We start from the raw sequence: 23191 nt of genomic DNA, 5'->3' as shown, positions 1-23191 counted from the left end.
CTCCTTCCATTTATAATTGACAGGAGGAGGGGAAATAATTGACTGTAGCTATATTCATATTCATCGCATTATGCATTTTCATATATATAGGCAATAAGAATACCCGATCCGTTGTTATTAATCATATTGATATAGATTGTAAAAATAATTTAAAAGAGAACAGCGAGCCCCTGAGGATATTGCATATTTCTGATTTGCATCTTGAAAATATTTCTATATCTCCGAAACAACTGTACGAAAGTATCAAAAGGCAGCCGATCGATTTAATTGCATTAACCGGTGATTTTATGGACAGGAAGAAAAGCATTCCTAAACTCCTGCCATATTTGCAAGTCTTAAAAAAATTGGAACCAGTACATGGAACGTATGCTGTGCTTGGCAATCATGATTATGTTTTGCGAAAAGGTGATTTGGATCAATTAAAAAGTTTGTTGATCAGTAACGGCATAAAATTATTGCAAAATGAAAATAACATGGTTGACATAGGCGGAATTCCATTAAATATTATCGGTATCGATGATTTCAGTACGAAACGAAGTAATTTGAAGGAATCTTATGATGGTGTACAAGAAGGCTATAATCTTGTACTTACCCATGATCCCAATGTTGTTTTGTCCATGCATGACTATCATTTTGATTATTTGCTTTCAGGCCATTTTCATGGCGGCCAAATTCATTGGCCAAAGCCATATCACCTTAAGAAAATGGGCAAACTGGTTAAGATGAATATGATAAAAGGTTTGCACAGTTACAAAGAAAAGCGATTCTATATAAGTGAAGGGCTTGGCCAAACAGGAGTAAATATCAGAATAGGCAGCCGTCCTGAAATAACCATCCACAACGTCCAGTTGCCCCGCGCAATTAATAGTACAAAAGCCGGATAATGATTTCCGGCTTTATTTGCGTTTTCTCGGGACATTTTTTTTAAAAAGATAATGTTGCAGTTACGGGCAAATGATCAGAGGCAACGGGTATTTTGGTAACAACCTCGGCATCTGCTATCTTAAAATCATGACTGGCAAAAATATAATCCAGCCTTAACCTGGGCCGCAGTGAAGGATAAGTGGCGCCTTGGCCTTTTCCCCCGATGTGCCAGGCATCCTGAAATTGACCGGTTAATTTTCTCCACCCTTTAGATCCGGGTTTCATATTCCAATCGCCCAGTAAAATGATCGGATTGGCTGTCTGATGGTGATGGCTTAAGATAAAATCTGTTTGTTTCTTATGGAGAAAGGGATTAATGCTTAGGTGAGTGACATTGATTTGTATGGGCTGTTTGTTTATCCGAATGGTTGCATCCAGCAAAGATCTCCCTTCCATTCCGGCTATTTTATTAAATACATGAGACTTCATTTTAATGATTGGAAATCGGGATAAGAGAGCATTCCCATATTCCCGAATCTCTGCTGAACGTTTGGAGGATCTTGATATAGACGGGCTGAAAGAATAATCCATCTTTAATTGATTTGCAAGCCAAGCCGCTTGATCTTCATAAAGACTGCGCTTGGAAAAGCGGCTGTCAACCTCGTTAAGGCCAATGATATCAGCTTCACAAATATCAATCACTTCGGCAATTCTATGAAGGTTCGCTTGTTTATCCATTCCCTTGCCATGATGTATGTTAAAAGTCATTACTTTGATCACCAAAAGTTTACTCTCCTCAAAAAATCAGCATTATTATTTTTCATGCATTCATTATGCTTATTTTTCCACTGATATTTATACGTTCATTTATACAAAATAAAATAATATGTTGACAATATTGCCTTTTGGCATCACGTTTGTAAATTCCCCGCCAACATTAAGACAAGAAATTCATATCATATCAAAAGATATCGATATCCAATATCGACTAGGGACATATTACATCTTAAGAAAAGGAAAGAGTAAAGGATGAGGAAAATGTTATATGTTTTAATCATCGTGATCGTTGTGGTGGCGATCATCTTTTTGATAAGAGGTCTTAAACCTGCAAATCAGTCATTGGAACGTAAAGCCATCACAAAAACGGAAAATCCCGTCATTCTACTGATCATTGATTCTTTGATGGACGAGCCCCTACAGCAGGCAATCAAAAAGGAGCGCGCACCGGCGTTAAAATATTTAATCGAACAGGGCCGCTATTATCCAAACATGATCAGCAGCTATCCAACGATGTCAGTAACGATTGACAGCTCGCTTCTGACCGGTACATATTCGGACAAGCATCGGGTACCCGGCCTTGTTTGGTATGATGAAAAAGAAAAGCGGCTTGTGAACTATGGAAGTGCCAAAGAAGAAGTGTTTAAATTGGGAATTAAACAGGTGGTCGAAGACAATCTGTATCATTTAAATCACTCCCACCTAAGCCGTGACGTAAAGACTATACATGAAAAGTTGGGGATGGAAGGATTGGAAAGCGCGTCGATAAATGCGCTTGTCTATAGAGGTAATGAAAAAAAGAAATTACATCTGTCGAAACTGTTGTCGAAGCTGGACATGATGCCTGAAAGTCTGCAAATTGAAGCGCCGGCATTGTTTTCCTACGGAGCACTGGCACAGTTTAGCCCGCAAAACAATCAAAACACCCAATTATGGGAAAGGTATGGATTTAATGACAAATTTACAGCCCAGGAATTAAAATATTTAATTCAAAATGGAAAGCTTCCCGCTTTTACCATTGCTTATTTCCCGGATCTTGATAAAAATGTTCACGAAAAAGGCCCCATAAATCATATAGACAGTATTGAAAAAAACGATAAGCAAATTCAGGAGGTACTGAATGCATATGAATCTTGGGACGAAGCAGTGCAGTCTGCCATTTGGATCGTGATGGGAGACAGCGGGCAGGCCAAGGTCGGGAAAGACAAAACCAAATCCTTAATCCAATTAAACGAGATTTTGGATTCCGATTATAAAATACACAAAATCACAGAACCGGTAAAAGATGATGATCAAATTGTCATCGGATATAACGAAAGAATGGCTTTCATTTATAATTTGGATCCAAATATAACGCTTGAAGAAATCGCAGGCCATCTTCAGCAAGACGACCGAATGAATCTGATAGCCTGGAAAAATGGTGCAGATGTGCATGCAGCGGCAAATGGCCATAAAGAAAAATTAACATTCCGCCCACATGGGGATTATAAGGATCGATATGGCCAGTCATGGTGGCTGCATGGGGATTATTCCGTTTTGGATCTTTCCGTAAACAACCGGCAAATTGAATACGGAACTTACCCGGATGCACTGGCCCGGTTACACAGTTCATTACATTCCCATTCCGGAAACTATATTATCGTTGACGCAAAGCCCGGTTTCGAATTTGCCGGCGAAGGTACACCTGTTCATCCCGGAGGAGCGGCACACGGATCCATACACGAACAGGATTCATTGATACCAATGATCGTAACGGGAACGGAAACAAAGCCAGAGCATATGAGAGTCGTCGATCTGCATTCCTGGATTATGAACCTCTCCTCCTTAGCCGATTAAAAAGCGAATCGGCTTGAAGGGTTTCCGCTGGCTTGCATCAATCCAGTTTTCGCCGACGGTTCCCAGATACAGTCGTTGCCCGGAGGGCAGAAAAAAGGACACGCGATACCGGGCGCAGCCTTTGTTTCTTTGGCTGCCGCAGTGGTTGAGCGCCTGGCAAACAGGCTTCCATCTTCGGCAACGGAAGGTCAAACGATGCCAAAGGCGCTCCATTTGTTTTAAGCTTGGTTGTGATATAATTGTAATGAAATAACAAGCGGGAGATGATAAAATGGCGCGCCGTTACACTTACAATGATATAGAAGATATTTTAGATAAAATTAGAAAAAGTTTGATTAAAAAAAATGATAATGATGAACTAACTGATTTGGAATTTCAGGACAATGATGATGTAATTATATTGAACCTAAAATCAAAAAAAACAACTGCTGAGAAAAAAGCCATTTTAAAATAACGCAGATGGGAAATAGCAATGGTGTAACCATTCCAACTGAAGCATTAGAACATATGGGTGTAAAAAGAGGGGATGACGTTTCCTTGTATTTAGAAAAAGACGGCAGAATCTATTTGAAAAAAAATGAGCACCTGGATTTTGAAGGATTAGAAGGAATCGACAAAAAGTTTCTTGATGGTATGAAACAACTTTTTAATGATTATGATAATACTTTAAGAAATTTGGCGGATAAATGAATTGGACGAAGTCAGGTTTTTAACGGAAAAAGAAATCATATTCATCAATGCAATAGTCGCTAAACAATATACGCCAACAGAAGAAATCCGGGTTAAAGAGCCGAGCTTGTTAAATAGTGCGGTGAACCGGCCGAAACAAAGCGCGTTTGGTGAAGACGCTTATCCGACCATTTGGCTGAAAGCCGCTGCGTTGTTTGAAAGTACGCTTTCGCCGCCAGGAATAAGCGCACAGGATTTGCCGCGTTATATCAGTTTTTATGGGTGAATGGCTTCCGCTTGAGGATCGATGAGGCAGGGGTGGAAGAATTTCCCTTGCAATTGTGAAGAAAAAGCCGCCTATTCCATTGAAAGAAATAGCGGAAACTATAGAGAAGTATGCAGAAAGGCTTCCTTAAAAGAAGGGAGCTTTTTTTGGGCTTTTATTAATGTAACAAAATGCATGTTTTGTCCAAAAAAACCGCCATTTTTTTCAAAAAAAGTATTGACTGTACATATAATGGGTGTTAAAATATATAAATTTGCCAATTTTACTTATTTGTGATATAATTAACATGTGAGTAAATTTGGAGGTGGACAATTTGTTCCAAGTAGGTGATAAAGTTTTTTATCCGATGCACGGAGCAGGTATTGTGACAGCCATTGAGGAGAAAGATTTTCGCGGGGAAATGGAAAGCTATTGTTTAATCACCATTCCCAGCAGTCATATGGACGTAATGCTGCCTTTGAAAAAAGCATCAAAAGCCGGTTTGCGCTTAATTGTAGATCAACAGGCGGCAAAGAAACTACTCCAGGATTATTATCATGCCGAATTTGATTGCACACTGCCATGGAAACAAAGGTACAGTTCAAACATGGAGAAAATCAAGACGGGAGAGTTTGAGGCCGGCCTTGAAGTGGTGAGTGACCTCTTGTACCGGAATAAGGAAAAACCGCTTAACGGCAGCGAAAAACAGATGCTTAACAACGCAAAGCGGTTGGTTGGAAGCGAGCTGTGTTTAATTAAAGATATAAGTGAAAGCCAGGCAGAAGATTTATTGGAGCTGCGGGGTTAAGGGGTTTTTCTCCATTTGCAAAAAAGGGGGAGGCTCCTTTTTTTATTGTTTATAACCAACTGAAAAGGGTAAATCTGTATGTGACCCATTAACGTTTCTTTGAAAAATACACCTTTAAATGGTAGACTTTATTGTAATCAGAACTTTCAAATGATTAGGAAGGGAGAGTTGGATTTGGCATCGGAATATAAGGTGACGATTGATGGTGAACGGATAAAGGTTAAAGGAACGGGCACCGTTATGGAAACATTGAAAGCGCTTGATGTTTCTGTTCCGGATGTTTGTTTTCACCCGAGCCTGGGTGCGATTGAAACTTGCGACACTTGTATTGTGAAGGTGAACGGAGAGTTCGTCCGCTCCTGCTCAACGGAGATTAAAAGCGGTGATATCGTAGAGACGGGAACGAAGGAAGTCAAAGAAGCACAGGTCATTGCGATGGATCAAATTTTGCACAATCACGAGTTGTATTGCACCGTCTGCGATTACAATAATGGCACTTGCGAGGTACATAACACCGTAAAAGAGATGAAGATCAACCACCAAAGCATCCCCTTTGAGCCAAAGCCGTACGAAGTGGACAACTCCCACCCTTTTTACCGGTATGACCCCGACCAATGCATTCTATGCGGCCGCTGCGTGGAGGCATGCCAAAACGTGCAGGTGACCGAAACGCTTTCGATTGATTGGGAAAGAGAGCATCCGCGCGTCATCTGGGACAATGATGTCCCTATCAATGAATCATCCTGCGTTTCATGCGGACATTGCTCAACTGTCTGTCCGTGCAATGCCATGATGGAAAAAGGGATGCTCGGAGAAGCCGGATATTTGACCGGACTCAAGCGGGAAACTTTGCGTCCGATGATTGACTTGACAAAGGATATAGAAACGGGTTACGGCTCTATCCTTGCCATTTCGGATATGGAAGCCGCCATGAGGGAAGAACGGATCAAAAAGACGAAAACAGTCTGTACCTATTGCGGCGTAGGCTGCAGCTTTGACATTTGGACCAAAGGCAGAAAGATTTTAAAAGTGGAGCCGAATGCCGAGGCGCCGGCCAATGGCATCTCCACATGCGTCAAAGGAAAATTCGGCTGGGATTTTGTCAACAGCGAAGACCGTCTGACAAAACCCCTCATCCGTGAAGGAGAGGTGTTCCGCGAAGCGGAGTGGGACGAGGCCCTTGACCTGATTGCCAAAAAAATGACCGAAATCAAGGAGGAATCTGGCCCTCATGCGCTGGGCTTTATCAGTTCTTCCAAATGTACAAACGAAGAGTCCTATTTAATGCAGAAGCTGGCCAGAGGAGTCATCGGAACGAACAATATTGACAACTGCTCGAGGTACTGTCAGTCTCCTGCCACGATGGGATTATTCCGGACAGTTGGCTATGGCGGGGACTCCGGCTCCATCACGGATATCGAGCAGGCGGAGATGGTACTGATCATCGGATCAAACACCGCCGAGTCACATCCTGTATTGGCCACGAGAGTCAAACGCTCACATAAGCTAAAAGGGCAAAAGCTCGTCGTTTCCGATCTGAGAGAACATGAGATGGCCCAAAGGGCTGATCTGTTCATTAAACCGGAACCGTCCTCAGACCTTGTATGGCTGTCGGCCGTAACAAAATATATCATTGACCAAGGCTGGGCGGATAAGGATTTTATCGATGAAAAAGTGAATGGCTTTGATGAGTACTATAAAAGCCTGGAAGAATATACCTTGGAGCATGCCGAACAAGTAACAGGGATTTCCAAAGACGACATGATCCGAATTGCTGAAATGATCCACGGCTCGGAAAGCCTGGCAGTGCTTTGGGCGATGGGCGTTACACAGCAGATGGGCGGAAGCGATACGAGTACAGCGATTTCCAACCTTTTGCTTGTGACAGGAAATTACGGACGTCCGGGAACCGGCTCCTATCCGCTCCGCGGCCACAATAATGTGCAGGGAGCAAGTGATTTTGGCAGCATGCCGGACAGATTCCCGGGTTATGAAAAAGTGGCTGACAAGGAGGTACGGGCCAAATATTCCGAAGCCTGGGGCACAGAAGTTCCCGAGCATCCCGGATTAAACAACCATGATATGGTCGATGCGATGCACGACGGCACATTAAGGGCCCTGTATATAAAGGGAGAAGAAATGGCCTTGGTCGATTCCAACGTCAACTATGTCAGGGCAGGGTTTGAAAAACTTGATTTCTTCGTTGTCCAGGATATTTTCTTTTCAAAAACAGCCGAATACGCCGATGTCATTTTGCCTGCTTCTCCAAGCCTTGAAAAAGAAGGGACTTTTACAAACACGGAAAGGCGTTTCCAACGGCTTTATCAGGTATTTGAACCGCTTGGTGATTCAAAGCCCGACTGGCAAATCATCATGGCCATTGCCAACAAACTTGGTGCTGATTGGAAATATGAACATCCGAGCGAAATCATGGAAGAAGCGGCAAAGCTTGCACCTCTGTTTGCAGGGGTAAGGTATGAATTGCTTGAAGGGTATAACACGCTTCAATGGCCTGTAAAAGAAGACGGCACGGATTCACCGCTTCTTTTCACAGACGGTTTCCCGTTCCCGGATAAAAAAGCGAGGCTGTTCCCGGTCAAATGGACAACGCCGCTTGAGTATGAGGAGAAATACGACATCCATCTTAACAACGGGCGCTTGCTGGAACACTTTCATGAAGGGAATCTCACATACCGCTCCAAGGGGATATCTTCAAAAACGCCAAGTGTTTTCCTTGAAGTTTCCCCCGAGCTTGCGAAAGAAAGAAGATTGGTCAGCGGAACTCTTGTCAGGCTTATATCTCCGTATGGCCAGGCGGTCGTCAAATGCCATGTGACGGACCGCGTGAAAGGTAAGGAAGTATACCTTCCGATGAATGATGCAGGAAATGCGGCTATCAACCTGTTGACGAGCAGTTTCGCCGATAAAGATACGGATACCCCGGCATATAAAGATATCATGGTCAAAATGGAAATAGTCGAGGAGAAGGGGGAAGACCCGCTTCCAAGAATCAATCACCGTTTTGGAAATCCGAATCCACAAAAAGGTGTGGAGGTCGAGAGAAAATGGGCAAGGCACGACTATGTCTTTCCTGGTGACCTTGTAAAAAGGAAGGGGCTGAAGACGAATGGCTGAACCAATTAAAAACATTCAATTCAAGCCAATGGATGAGGAAGCTCAAAGAAGGCAGGATATGATGGAAATCGAAGATGCCCTTTTGGCCAATAAGGACTCGATATTGGACGTTTTGGAAGTCATCGGCCACCTGAAACATAGGGGGATTCTCGATATAGCCAAAGGGCTGCTGGGACAAGGTGATAAGGTCATGGACATTGCGGTTAACTTAGCGAACATGCCTGAAAATAAAAATTCCCTTAAAAACCTCCTTCTGCTTTTGGGGACAATCGGAATGATCAACGTGACCCAGCTGGAACCGATTTTATTAAAATTAAATGCAGGAATCGCGAGAGTTGCGGAGATAGAAGATAAAGAATCGGAAAAAACAAGCTATCTTGGCATGGCGCGTGCATTAAGAGATCCTGAAATCAACCGTTCGATCACTATGCTTCTGGAATTTTTAAGAGGCATGGGAACAGATGTAAGTGATCTGGAAAAAAACGAACCGGCCCAGACAGAGCCTTCCATAAATAAGGGCAAGACACAAGAACCGGAAAAGAAAAAAGCCGAGGGTAATTAATCCCGGCTTTTTTCTTTGGATGAATATAAATGGGCACGGTCTTAACGGCTATCTGCTTTCGCTTTCTAATGTCTAGCTCCGGGCGGCAGGGGCTCGAGGTCGCTTCGGTCAAGCAGATGAGGTCAAAGAACGACTTCACCCGCTCGCCCTCCGACGGACAGGACGTCCTAGTGCCACCGAAGCCACAGGACAAGGAAAGCTACGGCAGCATTACATCGTACGAAGGAAAAGCGTAAGCTTTTTCGAGGATGTGGCGCTTTGAGGCGGCCAGCGCTTGTCGCCCCTAATCAGCCGCCCCCCGCTTTTCTAGTGTCCAGCTTCGGTGCCTATCGACTAGCTGACTTCACTCCTCCTCCTACGATAAGTCAACATCGCTCCGCTTCGCTTTGCGTGTTTCCTTTATCTCGTCGGAGTCGCTCCAGTCTGTACGTCGATGGACAGGCACCTCCGCTTTTCTAATCCCCCTTCGGGTCCAAAGCATCCCTTAAACCGTCTCCCACAAAGTTAAAGCACAGGACCGTAATTAAGATCAACAGTCCCGGAAATGCGGGGTACCATGGCGCTTTCAGCAGAACGGTAAAGTTCTGGGCATCCTCCAGCATATTTCCCCAGCTCGGTGTAGGCGGCTGGACGCCGAGCCCCAGATAGCTTAAAGCGGCTTCTGTCAGGATGACAGTACCGACAAGCAAGGTGGCTGTAACAATAATAGGGCCCATGGCATTCGGCAATATATGGCTAAAGATGATTTTTACGGGCCTTGTCCCAATCGTCCTCGAGGCGAGCACAAACTCCCTCGTTCTTAATGTTAAAAATTCCCCCCGTACAATTCTGGCAGTGGTGGTCCATGAGGTGATGGCCATTACAAGGATGAGCTTGTTCACGCTTGGCTGAAAAATCGTCACGATCGTAATTAGCAGGAATATCGATGGAATGGAAATAATGATATCGACAAATCTCATTAATAATGCATCAACCAGTCCACCGTAATAGCCGGCAATGGCGCCGATAGTTGTTCCTATGATCAAGGCCCCCGCTACGGATCCAAAACCCACAAGAAGGGAAATTCTTCCCCCATACAAAAGTCGGGAAAAGATGTCGCGCCCGAATCGATCTGTGCCAAGCCAATTTTCTGAACTGGGAGGCGCCAGCTTATTGGCCAGGCTGGTCGCTCCGGGATCATACGGGGCAATCCAGGGAGCGAGCAGCGCGGAAAGTATGATGATAAAAAGGACGATCGCGCCGAATACGGCCAATTTGTTTTTTATAAATTTGCGGATGAATATTCTGGTGAGTGTTTCCGGTTTTTCTTTGATTTCGGGGTTCATATTCAAGTTGTTGTATGCCGGTTCATAGTTTATTTGTGCCATATCATTCCCCCCTTAATACTCAATCCGCGGATCAAAAATAGCATATAAAATATCCGCCAATAAGTTTCCGATGACGACAAATACAGCTGTCAAGACAGTCACTGCCATGATAACAGGGTAATCACGAGTAAACGCAGATTCAATAAATAATCTCCCGATGCCCGGCCAGCTGAAAACCGATTCGGTGATGGCCGCTCCTGCAATGAAATTCGGGAGCATCAGGCCAAACATGGTGATAATTGGAATCATTCCGTTGCGTAACCCATGCTTCAACACTACTGTTCGTTCTTTGAACCCTTTCGATTTGGCCGTCCGGATATAATCCTGCTGCAAGACCTCCATCATACTGGAACGCGTGTAGCGGGTCAAAGCGGCCATATCTGCAGCGGCCAATACAAAGGCAGGCATGATCAGATGGTGAAGCCTGTCCCATATGCTAAATGGGGCGTTCAGCGTTGCGACCCCGCCTGTAGGAAACCACCCAAGCTGTACACCAAAAATAATAATCAACATGATTCCAAGCCAAAAATTTGGAGTGGCTACGCCAAGAAAAGAGCCGACTGTGACTGTATAATCCAGTTTGGTATACGGTCTCATAGCGGAAAAAATACCGAGCGGCACGGCAATGAGGAATGCTAATATGGTGGAGGTTGCCATAAGCAACAGGGTATTTGGAAGCCTGTTTAAAACCATTTCGCTGACTGGGACACCCCTCCGGATCAAAGACGTACCAAAGTCCCCCTTGGCCATATTCCCAAGCCATTTCCCATACTGAACATAAAGAGGGTCATTCAAACCATATTTTTCTTCAAGCTTTGCCCTGTCCTCCGGCTTTGTGCTCGGATCCATCAACAAAGATGTCGGCCCTCCGGGAGCGGCTTTGATAATGGCAAATGATAGAATGGTGATCCCGAGCAATAAAGGGATTGCCATGAGAACCCGCCGAATAATATAAGAAATCATTCACTATGCTCCTTCCGCTGCTGATGCATTTTATAATAGAACGATATGGGAAATGGCGTCCATTCCCCATATCGTCGGGCATGCCTGTTATTTGTTCAGCCACCACTGGTGAGGCTTGTAAATCGTATTTTTTGCGTGGAATTCATACCCTTCCAATTCAGCAGGCATTGCCCGGAACTCGGTCGGATAATAAAGGTAAGTGTACGGCTGGTCTTCTGCGAGCTTTTTCTGGATTTCACCGAGCATTTCTTTCCGTTTTTCCTGGTCTAACTCTTGAAGCTGCTCATCCATCAATTTATCAAGCTCCGGATTCGAATAGCCTGTAAAGTTGAGCCCTTTCTCAATTTCTTTCGTGTGGTAAATCCCGCTTGGGTCCGGATCTGTAGCAAGCGACCAGCCAAGGACGATTGCGTCAAAATTCCAGACTCCCGGATCAATATCCGCAATCAGTGAGCTGAACTCCACAACCTTCGGCTTCGCTTCAATGCCCACTTCCTTCAACTGTTCCTGCAATAATACAACAATGTCTTCTCTGGCTTTATTTCCTTGGTTTGTTTTCACTTCAAATGAGAATTTCTTGCCGTCCTTTTCAAGAATGCCGTCACTTCCGGGCTTCCAGCCGGCATCTGCAAGCATTTTCTTCGCTTTTTCCGGATCATAGTCAAAATGCGGCACATCCTCATTATATGCCCAGCTTAATGGGCTTTCCGGAACATGGGCCACCTCCCCGTAGCCTTCCACTATTTCATTTACGATTGTCTCGCGGTCAATCGCATGTGTGATCGCCTGGCGCACCTCTTTATCCTTGAACAAGTCATTTCTTAAGTTGCCGGCAAAGAAATTATATTGAAGGGCCAATCCTTCTTCCACTTTGATTCCAATCTCATCTTGGAAAGATTTCACCGTTTCAATGTCTGAAGGCGGAACGGCGTCCCAGAAGTCGATGTCACGGTTTTGGAGCTGTGTCAGCATGGCATTTGCATCCGGCACAAATTTCAGTGTGATCGTATCCAAATGCGGACGGCCCTGGTAGTAATCATCGAAGGCTTCAACTTTTAAGTATTCGCCGTCCTTCCATTCCACAAATTTGAATGGGCCCGTACCGATTGGATTTTTTGTATTGAATTCATGGTCTCCAAGTTCGGCCACAGGGACGTCTTTCAAAATATGCTCCGGTAAAATTTTATAGCTCAAGCCGACAGTATGGAATTGTGCATCCTTTTTTTTCATATGGAATTTAACGGTTAAGTCATCAACTTTTTCAACACTTTCCAATGCTTCGAAATTAGATTTGCGCGGCCCGTCATAGTCTTTATGCAGTGGTATGTTGTAAGTGAAAACGACATCATCGGCAGTCAAATCTTCCCCGTCGTGGAATTTGATGCCTTCTTTCAATTTCACTGTATATGTCAATCCATCCTCGGATTCTTCGACACTCTCGGCCAGCTCATCTGTGTTGGGAGTGAAATCCTCCTTATTTGAGCCGACAAGGCCATCAAAAATCAAATCTTCGACGTCTCCGCTCACATTATCATCCGAATAAAGCGAGTTAAACAGAGTAGGTGAGCCGCCATAACCCATGACAAGGTCTCCGCCATCCACCGGTTCTTTATTTTCGGCCGCTTTATCCTCTTCCTTTGATTTGTCCCCGTCCGTAGCCGTTTTATCCCCGCCGCTGCATGCAGCGAGAAACAACGAAAGAACAAGCATCATGCACAATATTAACCAAGCCGGTTTTCTCATTGTCATGCCCCCCATTAAAGAATTTTTTGGTATTCAAATGAACGATTGACCACTCCGCCATGAATCACCCCTTTCAAGTGTCGTCGACTGCCCTCACTGGTATAAATGGCAGGCAACATAATGCTCCTTTTTCATCTCTTTGAATTCTGGAGTGACTACTTTGCACACATCCATCGCCGCCGGACAGCGGGTATGGAAGACACAGCCTGCAGGCGGGTTGGCCGGGCTTGGCAGATCCCCTTTTAAAATAATTCTTTCCCGCTTCTCCACTCCGCGTTTTCTTGGCACAGGAACGGCAGATAGGAGTGCCTTCGTATATGGATGAAGAGGGTCCTCATATAAATCTTTTTTTCTTGCAAATTCCATGATTTTTCCCAGGTACATGACGGCGACCCGGTCACTTATATGGCGGACAACGCTTAAATCATGTGATATAAAAATGTAAGTAAGGCCGAACTCTTCCTGCAGATCCTCCATTAAGTTGATGATCTGTGCCTGGATGGAGACATCCAGTGCCGAAACGGCCTCGTCCGCTATAATCAACTCCGGTTGAAGGGCCAGGGCGCGGGCTATCCCGATACGCTGGCGCTGTCCGCCGGAAAACTCATGCGGATACCGGTTGATGAATGATGGATTGAAACCGACACGTTCCAGAAGCTCGGCAATTTTCTCGTCGCGGCCTTTTCGGTCATATAAATGATGGGTAATGAGCGGCTCGCTTAAAATAGATTTCAATGTTTTCCGCGGGTTCATGGAAGCATACGGATCCTGAAAAATCATTTGAATATTTTTTCTGACTGTGCGGCCGAGCATACTTTCAGGCAGATGGGAAATGTCCCTGCCTTTAAAAAGGACTTTTCCTTCAGTCGGTTCATACAATCGGATGAATGTCCGTCCGGCCGTCGACTTGCCGCAGCCCGATTCACCGACAATCCCCAATGTTTCCCCTTTATTTACAAAAAGAGAGATGCCGTCGACTGCCTTGATGTGCCCGGTGGCCCTTTGAAAGATCCCTGATTTGATTGGAAAATGCTTGGCCAAATTAACGGCTTCGAGCATGTACTCCGTTTCATTTTCGTTCAGTTTTTTCTGCTTTTCCAAGGTTGTTGTCATGATCGGGCCTCCTCTTTTGCATATAAAAAGCAGCGCACTGACCGGGAGCTTTCGACTGTCAGCAATCCGGGAACTTCCTGGAGGCAGCGGTCAAACGCATGCGGGCAGCGGGAGGCAAAACGGCACCCTTTCGGATAATGCTCCGGTGAGGGAACGTTGCCCTGGATGGCCACAAGCCTTTCGGCATCATCATCGATGGATGGGATTGAATTCATCAGACCGACAGTATATGGATGCAAAGGTTCATTGAACAAGTCATCAACCTGAGCTTCCTCTACAACTTGACCGCAATACATGACAAGTACTTTGTCGGCGATCTCGGAAACGACACCAAGGTCATGGGTTATTAATAGGATGGAGGTATGAAACTGTTTGCTCAAATCTTTCATCAAGTCAAGGATTTGAGCCTGGATTGTCACATCCAGTGCGGTTGTAGGTTCATCGGCGATGAGCAGCTTCGGATTGCAGCTCATGGCAATGGCAATCATGACACGTTGTCTCATCCCGCCCGAAAGCCTGTGCGGATAATCATCAAGCATTTCTTTGGGACGGGAAAATCCCACCATTTTCAGCAGGTCGATTGCCTTTCTGGCTGCTTCCTTTTTGGATAGTTTCTTGTGATAGATCAGCACTTCTGTGATTTGCTCGCCGATTGTCAAAACGGGGTTTAAAGAGGTCATCGGCTCCTGAAATATCATAGATATATCATTTCCGCGGATACGGTACATCTCTTCTTCTGGAAGTGTTGCCAAATCGGTCCCGTCAAAAAAAATGCTGCCGTCTACGATTTCCCCCGGGGGGCTTGGAACTAATCTCATAATGGAGAGGGAAGTGATGCTTTTTCCGGATCCGGACTCCCCGACCAGCGCAACGGTTTCTCCTTTATGAATGTTGATGTCGACTCCGTCCACTGCAGGTATCACTTTTTTATTTGTAAAGAAATGAGTTTTTAAATTTTTTACATCTAGTAATGTTGTCATGTCAGATCACCGTCCTTGAGTATATGGCCTCTGTAGAAAAATTGGCGGTATTCAGGTAATTGTATCTATTACTATATCAATCTTTTTATTAGAAAACATGAGCCTTATGGTCTATTCCTAGTGCTGTTGAACGATGTCGAAGGGAGGTTGATAGGCGTTCAGTCATAGTAAAATATGCTTTTTTTAGCAAAAATATGATGGATTTTAAATTGGCGTTATTTTCAAAATTATATACCAGAATCTCATCAAAATAAAGCCCTTGGACAAAAATGCGGGCAAAAATACTTCGCAAATCTAAAAAGAATCATGCTATAATCATTCAAAAAAATTGACATGAAGAGGGACGATTGCGAATGAATTGGAAAATAAAGACATTTGATGAATTGACAACTAATGAGCTATATGCCATATTGCGGGAGCGCGTGGACATTTTTGTTGTGGAACAGCAATGTGCCTACAGGGAGCTTGATAATTTTGATCAGTCTTCATACCATATATATGCCTGCGATGGAAAGGAAATTGCAGCCTATGCGCGAATATTGCCATCAGGTACGGCGTATCCGGAACTATCGATAGGAAGAGTATTAGTAAAGGAGTCATATAGAGGACGCGGCTTAGCCGTTGAATTAATGAAAAGGGCTCTTGACTTTATTCGTGAAGAGCTGAAAGAAAAGGTGGTCAGGCTTCAGGCCCAGGAATATTTGCTGTCTTTTTATGGTTCGCTCGGATTTGAGAAAATTTCGGAAGTATACTTGGACGAGGGAATTCCTCATGCAGATATGCTGCTGAAATTTAAATAGGAAGACCGCTCCGATTTTCGGAGCGGTCTTTGTTTTAACCCGTTTTATTTCTCCCCGTAACCAGATTAATGATAAAGATGATGACAGCCGCAACGAGCAGAATGTGAATGAGTGCGCCGCCGACCTTTGCAACAAGGCCCAGAATCCATAATACAAGCAATATACCAATGATTGTCCAAAGCATTCGTTTCACTTCCCTTCGTGGTAAGGCTTGCTTGTCTTATGTTTACCCGGTCACTGGCAATTAAAACTATTCCTTTTTTGGTAAAAGAAGGCAGCAAGTTTTGTGAAAACGGGATAGGGAAAGTAAAGGGTAAATAAGTCCTCACCGGGGTGGTTTGTATGAGAAAGCGGAAAATGAAAAGATGGCTGATCGGCACTTTGGCCCTTTTTTTATGTGTGTTTTTTTCGGTCATCTATTACGAATCAACAAAGTCTCTTCCGGTAGGAGTCCCCTTTGAAGGAAAGGTGCATCAAGTGCCTGACGGATCCATTTCCTTTTTATATGATTTGACATACAAGGACGGGAATCATGAAAAAACAGACCAGCATATGTTCAAGGCCGTCTTTGAAGCTATAGAGGATGCAGAGGAATTTATTGTTCTTGATTTCTTTTTATATAACGATTATTACGATCATGACCAGAAGTTCCCGCCGCTCAGCTCCACCCTTACTGAAAAATTGATCGCAAAGAAAAGGGAAAACCCCAATATTCAAATTGTTCTTATAACCGATGAAATCAATACTTCTTATAATTCCCACAAAAATTGGCAGTTTGAAAACTTGAAGAAAAATGGGATTGACGTCCTGATGACTGACGTTGATCCTCTCAGGGATTCAAACCCTTTGTATACAGCGGTCTGGAGAATGTTTTTTCAATGGTTCGGCCAGGAGGGAAAGGGAATTTTCCCCAATGCCATGGCTGATGATGCGCCCAACATGACAGGACGGTCTTACCTGAAGCTTCTGAATATCAAAGCCAACCACCGAAAGACAGTGGCTACGGAAAAAACAGCTCTCATCCTGTCGGGAAATCCCCATGATGCCAGTGCCTTTCATTCGAATATCGGATTCCGGATTGACGGCCCGATCGTCGGGGATTTGCTTGAATCCGAGCAGGCAGCTGCTAATCTTGCGGGAGGCAAGAAGCTTCCCCGCTACGGCGGCAATGAAAGTTCATCAGGGAACAATAAGGTTCAGCTCATTACGGAAGGAAAGGTATTGGAGAAAACATTATCATCCATCAATTCAACAGGTAAAGGGGACGAGTTATGGCTTTCCATGTTTTATTTGGCAGAGAGAAAAGTAATCGATGCTCTGCTTGATGCGGATAAGCGAGGGGTACATATAAAAATCATCCTTGACCCAAATGAAAATGCATTCGGTTCCCAAAAAACGGGCCTCCCAAATAAGCCTGTTGCACAGGAGCTTGATGAAGAAACGGACAGCCGAATAAAAATTCGCTGGTACAACACAGGGCAGGAACAATATCATACGAAGCTCCTGTATATTAAGAAAAAAGACAAAGTGCTCATCACTGGAGGCTCAACCAATTTCACCGCAAGAAATCTGGATAACTTCAATCTTGAAACAAACGTATATATAGAAACTCCCGTCAATTCCCGGCTTGCAAAAGAGCTGGACCATTATTTTAAAAGGCAATGGACGAACGAAGATGGGCAATTCACTGTCGATCTGAAGGAAAATGTAAGTCCGCTGACCTTTGGGCAGCGAGTTGTTTATTTTTTGCAAAAGGTGTTCTACTTCACGACTTTTTAACACGCACGAATAAAACCGGCGCGTTAAACAAAAATAAGAGCAGACAGATGGAGGTGAAAAGACGATGCAATTGGCTGCGCATGAATTTCGCGATCTGACAGAATTGATTGCAAGCTGTTATAATACGGTCACTTGTCTGGGGGCGTTTATCAATCAGGCTCAGGACCCGGAACTGAAATCAATGCTCCAAAGGCATTACCCCAAACATATCGCTGACTACAACATGAAGGTGGAGTTTGTCCAAAGTGCCTCTACCCCGGATATAACGAAATTTCAGCCCGATGAGTTGAAGGGGAGATTGGCTAATTACACGGAGCCGCCGCAAATAGTGAGCGCATCAGCCCCAAGAACGGATGCGACCACGCATACGGACCGTGAAATTGCCTTGGCTTATCTGCTCAACCAGAAGGCAGCGGCAAAGAACTATGCAAGCTCCGTATTGGAATGCGCCAACCCTGAATTAAGGACTTTCCTGGAGAACGCTTTTCTAAACAGCAGCAGGCATTCATACGATGTATGGCAATATATGGCCCAAAAGGGCTACTACCCGCTTTCCCCTGCTCCGCAGGAAGACATCCAGATGGTCAGCAGCATGTATCAAATCGTACCGCAGCCTCCGCTATTCGGGGGGCAGCAGGAACATCCGCAAACCTTTTTACAGTAATTGAAGGAGGCAGCCCAAGCGGCTGCCTTTCTTTTTAAAAGATAAGTATAAAATTTTACCGAATTTTCTCTTCGAACAAAGGTTATGTAATGTCCAGCGTCCAGCACCTAGCCCCTCGAGGTCCCAAGCCGCTTCCCTGTTCGCTTACGAACTGCCTCCTCGGGAATCGTCTTGTGCTTGTCGGGGCTAATCAGGGCGCTTGCGCTTTTCTTTAAGATGACAATTTTTGACTGTATCCGAAATGGACATAATTTGCTCCTTTTTAAATCATCCATCATTCAGTATAATGTTAAGATGGTTACAACGTGATTTTTTGATTAAAGAGGAGATAGCGGAATGACCTCACAGAGAAAACAAATACCCAAAATTGACTATGGGATCATTTTAACCTTGATGTTAATGATGATCGCAAGCTTAATCATTATTTACAGCGCCCAGACAACAGGCCAATATAAACAAAACTTCGTCCTGCAGCAGATCATGTGGTATACAATAGGCTCGGTTGCGGCTGCTTTTGTCATACAATTTGATTCTGAACAGATGAGAAAGATTTCCTGGTATTTATATGGAATCGGTCTTGTTATGCTTATTATCTTATTTCTTTCACCGGAAAATATTGATTTTACGAGGAAAGTAAACGGAGCGCAAAGCTGGTTTTTCATTCCAAAAGTCGGAGCCATTCAGCCGTCGGAATTTATGAAGGTATTTACGATATTGGCGCTGGCCAGAATTGCGACGGATCACCACGTGAAATTCATCCATAAAACGACGAAAACGGACTTTTGGCTATTGGTGAAGCTTGGAATTGCTACAGCGGTTCCTGTGGCATTTATTTTAAAGCAGCCGGACCTCGGAACTTCGCTCGTATTCCTGGCTATTTTTCTCGGAATGGTTCTCGTATCCGGAATCACTTGGAAGCTGCTTGTCCCAATCTTTACAGGTGTTTCCCTGTTTGGGGGAACGGTCCTCTATATAGCGATCAAAATGCCGCAGTATTTAAAGTTCCTTGGCGTCAAGCAGTACCAATTCAAACGGATTTATTCCTGGCTTGACCCTTACACGTATCAGTCGAATGAAGGCTTCCAGCTTGTGAAGTCGCTCCTTGCGATCGGATCGGGAATGACGAGCGGAAAAGGATTCGGAAACAGGGAAGTTTACATGCCGGAAAGCCATTCGGACTTTATTTTCAGCACGCTTGGGGAAGAGTTCGGGTTTATCGGCGGAAGCATCGTCATCAGTCTCTTTTTCTTATTGATTTATCAGATTACAAGAGTCGGATTGGATACGAAAAATCCATTCTATTCCTATATTTGTGTAGGTGTCATCTCGATGATCGCCTTTCACGTGTTCCAGAACATCGGCATGACGATTGGACTGCTTCCGATTACAGGGATCCCGCTTCCTTTCATCAGCTACGGGGGAAGCTCGCTGCTTTCGAATATGCTTGCGATTGGAATTATCATGTCCATACGCTACCACTATAAAAAATATATGTTTTCATCGAATGACTAGGAAAAGCGCAAGCGCCTTGCCCATCGACGTACAGACTGGAGTGCCTCCGACGAGATAAAGGATAAGGAAAGGCGGAGAGTGCCTGCTTATCGGCGACAAGCATAAGACGAGCGCTGAAGAAGGCGTAGTTTGCCTTCAGCAGCGATTGGCTTATGACCTCGAGCCGATGGCACTCGCAGCCAGACAACACGGCGAGGAACGCAGGCTCAAGCAGCGACGTCCTGTCGCTTCGCCTGCACTAGCACATCCTGTGCGTCGGAGCCGATGTTGACTTATCGTAGGAAAGCTTCTTCTTCGAGAGGCTTCCTGAGCTTTGCGACGAGCTGAACAAGGCTTCCTTGATAAGCTGTGGCGCAGGAGCACCAGAGGTGCGAAGTCTGCTAGTCGATAGGCGCTGGCCGCCTTAAAGCGCCACGTCCTGTGGCGCCGGCGGCACTAGGACCTCCTGTCCGTCGAAGCTAGACAACAAATGGCTTTGTTCAAAATTTTAAAGCTAAAACATCTTATACTTTCTTGCTCAGTAAGAAAATCGGCCCGCTTCGTGCGGGCCGATTTTAATTCGAATTCAAATTAAAATTCATTAATGAATCAATATTTTAAAACTTAATGCAAATATGGGTCAAACGCTTGTAAGCGCTTTTCAATTAAGGGGCTTTATTGGTTGGCATAATTTTTGCGTGTAGTATATAGAAGCATGAAATATAAAGAGAAAAAGTATCAGGAGGCTTTTATGATGAAAAAGATAGATATCGCATTGGCGCAACTTATTTGTGAAGACGGGAAAGCTGAGAACAATCTTGCCCGTTTGGATCATGTCGTTGATGAATATGGACAATCTCACGATCTGATCTTGTTTCCTGAGACATTTATCGCAGGATTTCCTCCTCCGGAGGTTTGCCGTACATTAGCTGAGCCATTAGATGGACCTATTGTGAAACATTTAGAACGCAAAGCGAGGGAAGCTGATACCTCCATTGTAGTTGGTTTATACGAAAAAGAGGGAGAAAACATTTATAACACAACGGTTCTGGTAGGGCCGGCAGGATTATTGCTCTCTTATCGTAAAGTCCACTTATTCCCAGGTGAGGAAAAAGCAGTTAAAGCCGGAAATTGCTTTCGGAGCTGCAACTGGCAGGGCACAAAGGTCGGGCTGCTCATTTGCTACGATATAGAATATCCGGAAACAGCACGTGCTGTTGCCAGTATGGGAACAGAGCTATTGTTGGTGACAGATGGAAATTGGGAGGGCCCGGTGCACCGCGTTGCCGTTCAAGCCAGGGCACAAGAGAATCAAATGTTTGTCGCTTTGACGAATCGGCTTGGACAGCTGGAGGATGAGGATATTACTTTTTGCGGTGAAAGCGTTATTGTTGATCCGTATGGACGGATTATTGCTGAAGCGGGACGTGAAGAGGAAGTGTTATCAGCATCGCTGGACTTGTCTCTTATTCAGGAGAGTAAACAACAATACGACTATCTGAAAGAACGCAGGGTGCCATTAAATATACCTTCAAAGGAAATTGAAAAGGGAGTTTGGGAAATTAAAATCTAATCATTTGAAATGCCTGTCTTGGCGGCATGGGCAGCAATGAAAAGCATGAATGATAATCTTGTATGTAAACATTGCGAGGTACGTATCAATCGAAGAACTCCATGTGTTATCGATGGTGTCATTACCGCTCGTACAGCATTTCGGATTAAGCAGATATGGGCGGGTGATCCATCTTTCCCTCCCGGGCTATAAGAAAAAATCGTTTACGCAAAATCTATTTGAATACCTTCGGATAAAAGATACGAAAATTTAACAAAAAGACAGAAAGTTGGCATACGGGGGAATGAAACATGAATAATACAAACTCACCAACGCTTAAACGTTCTCTTTCAGTAAAATATCTAGTGTTTTTTGGACTAGCCTTTATGGCTCCAACTACTTTATTTGCAACATATGGAGTCGCTGTTGATAGCACGAATGGGATGATTCCAACAGCTTATATCGTTGCCTTGCTTGTTATGTTATTTACAGCCTATAGTTATGCGCAGCTGGTGAAAGCCTTTCCAACTGCGGGTGCTGCTTATACGTTTACACAAAAGTCCCTTAGTCCGCATGTTGGCTTTCTTGTAGGTTGGACAATATTATTGGATTATGCATTTAGTCCAATGATCAGTTCTTTATTCCTGGGAATAGCCATGAAGGCGTATTTCCCTTCTATTCCAATGTACATTTGGATTATTCTCTTTATCCTTATTATTACGGTCGTAAATATACTTGGCATCACTATAGCGGCAAAGTTTAATGCAGGGGTTCTGCTTTTACAACTCGGAACATTTGTCCTCTTTATTGCCTTTTCTATTAAGGGTCTTCTAAATGGTCAAGGAGCAGGCACACTCTTTTCCATCCTTCCATTTATTGATTCAAATGCAAATATGCCGGAAATCATGGGCATAATCCCTGTTCTAGCCTTTTCTTTTTTAGGATTTGATGCCGTAACAACCCTATCTGAGGAAGCGAAAAATCCCAAAAAATCTATACCCAGGGCCATTTATCTTATTACGATTATTGGCGGGGCATCATTTATTATCGGTTCCTATTTTTTACAGCTTGTCTGGCCGGAATACCAAACTTTCAAAGATCCGGAATCAGCCTATCTTGAAATTGCCATGTATATCGGAGGTAATTTCTTGGTGAGTTACATGGTTGCAGAAGGAGCCATGGCATGCTTCGGATCAGCCGTTGCATCAGGGGCAAGTGCATCCCGTATTTTATATGCAATGGGTCGTGAAGGTGTACTCCCTAGCAAAATATTTGGGTATCTTTCGCCTAAATATCGTACTCCTGTGTTTAACCTATTAATCATAGGAGGCATTGCTCTTAGTGCACTCTTCTTAAGTCTTACACTTGCCGTATCTCTGATCAATTTCGGTGCGTTGCTTACATTTACTCTTGTTAATCTTTCTGTTATCGCACACTATTATGTCCGCAAAAAACAGAGATCCATTATGGGGACCATCCGGTATCTTATACTGCCGTTAATTGGCGCTTCGCTTACAGGCTTATTCTTTTTAAAATTGGACATTCATTCACTTATTGTAGGTGGAATTTGGTTTACGGCAGGATTTGTATACCTGCTAATTCTTACGAACATGTTTAGGCAGCCTCCGCCGGAACTTGCTGTTGAAGAGGCTTAATAATAGAAGAGTTAAAAGCGGCTAGCCCCGCAATGGTTAAGGCGCTTGCGCTTATTGTTAAGCATGTTTTTTGAAGTAATTATAAAAAAGATAGATAAATAAAAAGATGTTCAATCAAAAAGGGGGAATTTAAATGGTTCGTTTACGAACAACTGGCAGAAGGCCCGG

21 protein-coding genes are annotated in these 23191 nt (G+C 44.2%); 14 read left to right on the top strand and 7 right to left on the bottom strand.

From position 1 onward, the window contains the following. The first annotated feature begins 38 nt into the window (after nucleotides 1–38). Nucleotides 39–884, top strand: a complete 846-nt coding sequence (locus tag D4N35_RS05075) for a metallophosphoesterase (protein WP_120071011.1) — start codon at nucleotides 39–41, stop codon at nucleotides 882–884. Between the two features lie 40 nt (nucleotides 885–924). Here the strand turns inward: D4N35_RS05075 and D4N35_RS05070 are convergent, their stop codons facing one another. Further along, nucleotides 925–1644, bottom strand: a complete 720-nt coding sequence (locus D4N35_RS05070; RefSeq protein WP_120071227.1) for an endonuclease/exonuclease/phosphatase family protein — start codon at nucleotides 1642–1644, stop codon at nucleotides 925–927. Between the two features lie 258 nt (nucleotides 1645–1902). On the opposite strand from D4N35_RS05070, the gene D4N35_RS05065 reads away from it, so the two are divergent. The 7 genes from D4N35_RS05065 to D4N35_RS05035 all read left to right on the top strand — a co-directional run bounded on the left by D4N35_RS05065 (nucleotide 1903) and on the right by D4N35_RS05035 (nucleotide 8916). Continuing rightward, complete coding sequence (locus D4N35_RS05065; protein ID WP_120071008.1) at nucleotides 1903–3477, top strand: alkaline phosphatase family protein; 1575 nt, start codon at nucleotides 1903–1905, stop codon at nucleotides 3475–3477. A gap of 271 nt (nucleotides 3478–3748) precedes the next feature. Continuing rightward, nucleotides 3749–3931, top strand: coding sequence for a hypothetical protein (locus tag D4N35_RS05060; RefSeq protein WP_120071005.1), 183 nt, complete (start codon nucleotides 3749–3751; stop codon nucleotides 3929–3931). A 5-nt stretch (nucleotides 3932–3936) separates the two neighbouring features. Beyond that, nucleotides 3937–4167: an AbrB/MazE/SpoVT family DNA-binding domain-containing protein gene (locus D4N35_RS05055; RefSeq protein WP_120071001.1), complete on the top strand. Its 231-nt coding sequence runs from the start codon at nucleotides 3937–3939 to the stop codon at nucleotides 4165–4167. Between the two features lies 1 nt (nucleotide 4168). Continuing rightward, nucleotides 4169–4432 (top strand): Fic family protein, encoded by a 264-nt coding sequence (locus tag D4N35_RS05050; RefSeq protein ID WP_120070998.1) that lies wholly within the window; start codon nucleotides 4169–4171, stop codon nucleotides 4430–4432. 313 nt (nucleotides 4433–4745) lie between these two features. After that, complete coding sequence (locus D4N35_RS05045) at nucleotides 4746–5219, top strand: CarD family transcriptional regulator (protein ID WP_120070991.1); 474 nt, start codon at nucleotides 4746–4748, stop codon at nucleotides 5217–5219. Between the two features lie 174 nt (nucleotides 5220–5393). Further along, nucleotides 5394–8354, top strand: coding sequence for a formate dehydrogenase subunit alpha (gene fdhF / locus D4N35_RS05040; protein WP_235870293.1), 2961 nt, complete (start codon nucleotides 5394–5396; stop codon nucleotides 8352–8354). Beyond that, nucleotides 8347–8916, top strand: coding sequence for a helical membrane plugin domain-containing protein (locus D4N35_RS05035; protein WP_120070985.1), 570 nt, complete (start codon nucleotides 8347–8349; stop codon nucleotides 8914–8916). The genes fdhF and D4N35_RS05035 overlap by 8 nt, the downstream gene beginning before the upstream one ends. 455 nt (nucleotides 8917–9371) lie before the next feature. Here the strand turns inward: D4N35_RS05035 and opp4C are convergent, their stop codons facing one another. The 5 genes from opp4C to D4N35_RS05010 all read right to left on the bottom strand — a co-directional run bounded on the left by opp4C (nucleotide 9372) and on the right by D4N35_RS05010 (nucleotide 15082). Further along, on the bottom strand, nucleotides 9372–10283 hold the full coding sequence (gene opp4C, locus D4N35_RS05030; protein WP_120070979.1) for an oligopeptide ABC transporter permease: 912 nt from the start codon (nucleotides 10281–10283) through the stop codon (nucleotides 9372–9374). Between the two features lie 12 nt (nucleotides 10284–10295). Then, nucleotides 10296–11246, bottom strand: a complete 951-nt coding sequence (locus D4N35_RS05025; protein WP_120070976.1) for an ABC transporter permease — start codon at nucleotides 11244–11246, stop codon at nucleotides 10296–10298. An 87-nt stretch (nucleotides 11247–11333) separates the two neighbouring features. After that, nucleotides 11334–12995 carry a peptide-binding protein gene (locus D4N35_RS05020; RefSeq protein WP_120070972.1) on the bottom strand — a complete coding sequence of 554 codons (1662 nt, stop codon included), beginning with the start codon at nucleotides 12993–12995 and terminating at the stop codon, nucleotides 11334–11336. Between the two features lie 87 nt (nucleotides 12996–13082). Beyond that, nucleotides 13083–14102, bottom strand: a complete 1020-nt coding sequence (locus D4N35_RS05015; protein ID WP_120070969.1) for an ABC transporter ATP-binding protein — start codon at nucleotides 14100–14102, stop codon at nucleotides 13083–13085. Continuing rightward, nucleotides 14099–15082: an ABC transporter ATP-binding protein gene (locus D4N35_RS05010; protein WP_120070966.1), complete on the bottom strand. Its 984-nt coding sequence runs from the start codon at nucleotides 15080–15082 to the stop codon at nucleotides 14099–14101. The genes D4N35_RS05015 and D4N35_RS05010 overlap by 4 nt, the downstream gene beginning before the upstream one ends. Nucleotides 15083–15435: 353 nt before the next feature. On the opposite strand from D4N35_RS05010, the gene D4N35_RS05005 reads away from it, so the two are divergent. Next, on the top strand, nucleotides 15436–15882 hold the full coding sequence (locus D4N35_RS05005) for a GNAT family N-acetyltransferase (protein ID WP_120070963.1): 447 nt from the start codon (nucleotides 15436–15438) through the stop codon (nucleotides 15880–15882). A 34-nt stretch (nucleotides 15883–15916) separates the two neighbouring features. Here the strand turns inward: D4N35_RS05005 and D4N35_RS05000 are convergent, their stop codons facing one another. Continuing rightward, entirely contained in the window at nucleotides 15917–16066 is a 150-nt protein-coding gene (locus D4N35_RS05000) for a lmo0937 family membrane protein (protein WP_120070960.1), read from the bottom strand. 158 nt (nucleotides 16067–16224) lie between these two features. Between D4N35_RS05000 and D4N35_RS04995 the strand changes: the two genes are divergently transcribed. The 5 genes from D4N35_RS04995 to D4N35_RS04975 all read left to right on the top strand — a co-directional run bounded on the left by D4N35_RS04995 (nucleotide 16225) and on the right by D4N35_RS04975 (nucleotide 23023). After that, on the top strand, nucleotides 16225–17661 hold the full coding sequence (locus D4N35_RS04995; protein ID WP_120070957.1) for a phospholipase D family protein: 1437 nt from the start codon (nucleotides 16225–16227) through the stop codon (nucleotides 17659–17661). Between the two features lie 64 nt (nucleotides 17662–17725). Continuing rightward, nucleotides 17726–18325, top strand: a complete 600-nt coding sequence (locus D4N35_RS04990) for a spore coat protein (RefSeq protein WP_120070953.1) — start codon at nucleotides 17726–17728, stop codon at nucleotides 18323–18325. 336 nt (nucleotides 18326–18661) lie between these two features. Next, nucleotides 18662–19837, top strand: coding sequence for a rod shape-determining protein RodA (gene rodA / locus D4N35_RS04985; protein ID WP_120070950.1), 1176 nt, complete (start codon nucleotides 18662–18664; stop codon nucleotides 19835–19837). A 730-nt stretch (nucleotides 19838–20567) separates the two neighbouring features. After that, nucleotides 20568–21389 carry a carbon-nitrogen hydrolase family protein gene (locus D4N35_RS04980; RefSeq protein ID WP_164876291.1) on the top strand — a complete coding sequence of 274 codons (822 nt, stop codon included), beginning with the start codon at nucleotides 20568–20570 and terminating at the stop codon, nucleotides 21387–21389. Between the two features lie 290 nt (nucleotides 21390–21679). Continuing rightward, nucleotides 21680–23023 carry an APC family permease gene (locus D4N35_RS04975; RefSeq protein ID WP_120070944.1) on the top strand — a complete coding sequence of 448 codons (1344 nt, stop codon included), beginning with the start codon at nucleotides 21680–21682 and terminating at the stop codon, nucleotides 23021–23023. Nucleotides 23024–23191 lie beyond the last annotated feature (168 nt).

The sequence above is a fragment of the Siminovitchia fortis genome (assembly GCF_003605365.2).
In the GTDB taxonomy this organism is placed as follows: domain Bacteria; phylum Bacillota; class Bacilli; order Bacillales; family Bacillaceae_C; genus Siminovitchia; species Siminovitchia fortis.
The sequence above is the reverse complement of the archived record's forward strand: the minus strand, read 5'-3'. Positions and strand labels throughout refer to the sequence as shown.

Coding starts and splice junctions, on each gene's coding strand:
- D4N35_RS05055 (WP_120071001.1), top strand. CDS start 3,937: ATGGGAAATAGCAATGGTGTAACCATTCCAACTGAAGCATTAGAACAT.
- D4N35_RS04995 (WP_120070957.1), top strand. CDS start 16,225: ATGAGAAAGCGGAAAATGAAAAGATGGCTGATCGGCACTTTGGCCCTT.
- D4N35_RS04975 (WP_120070944.1), top strand. CDS start 21,680: ATGAATAATACAAACTCACCAACGCTTAAACGTTCTCTTTCAGTAAAA.
- D4N35_RS05065 (WP_120071008.1), top strand. CDS start 1,903: ATGTTATATGTTTTAATCATCGTGATCGTTGTGGTGGCGATCATCTTT.
- D4N35_RS05020 (WP_120070972.1), bottom strand. CDS start 12,995: ATGACAATGAGAAAACCGGCTTGGTTAATATTGTGCATGATGCTTGTT.
- D4N35_RS05010 (WP_120070966.1), bottom strand. CDS start 15,082: ATGACAACATTACTAGATGTAAAAAATTTAAAAACTCATTTCTTTACA.
- D4N35_RS04980 (WP_164876291.1), top strand. CDS start 20,568: ATGATGAAAAAGATAGATATCGCATTGGCGCAACTTATTTGTGAAGAC.
- opp4C (WP_120070979.1), bottom strand. CDS start 10,283: ATGGCACAAATAAACTATGAACCGGCATACAACAACTTGAATATGAAC.
- D4N35_RS05000 (WP_120070960.1), bottom strand. CDS start 16,066: ATGCTTTGGACAATCATTGGTATATTGCTTGTATTATGGATTCTGGGC.
- D4N35_RS05035 (WP_120070985.1), top strand. CDS start 8,347: ATGGCTGAACCAATTAAAAACATTCAATTCAAGCCAATGGATGAGGAA.
- D4N35_RS05025 (WP_120070976.1), bottom strand. CDS start 11,246: ATGATTTCTTATATTATTCGGCGGGTTCTCATGGCAATCCCTTTATTG.
- D4N35_RS05005 (WP_120070963.1), top strand. CDS start 15,436: ATGAATTGGAAAATAAAGACATTTGATGAATTGACAACTAATGAGCTA.
- D4N35_RS05060 (WP_120071005.1), top strand. CDS start 3,749: ATGGCGCGCCGTTACACTTACAATGATATAGAAGATATTTTAGATAAA.
- D4N35_RS05015 (WP_120070969.1), bottom strand. CDS start 14,102: ATGACAACAACCTTGGAAAAGCAGAAAAAACTGAACGAAAATGAAACG.
- D4N35_RS04990 (WP_120070953.1), top strand. CDS start 17,726: ATGCAATTGGCTGCGCATGAATTTCGCGATCTGACAGAATTGATTGCA.
- rodA (WP_120070950.1), top strand. CDS start 18,662: ATGACCTCACAGAGAAAACAAATACCCAAAATTGACTATGGGATCATT.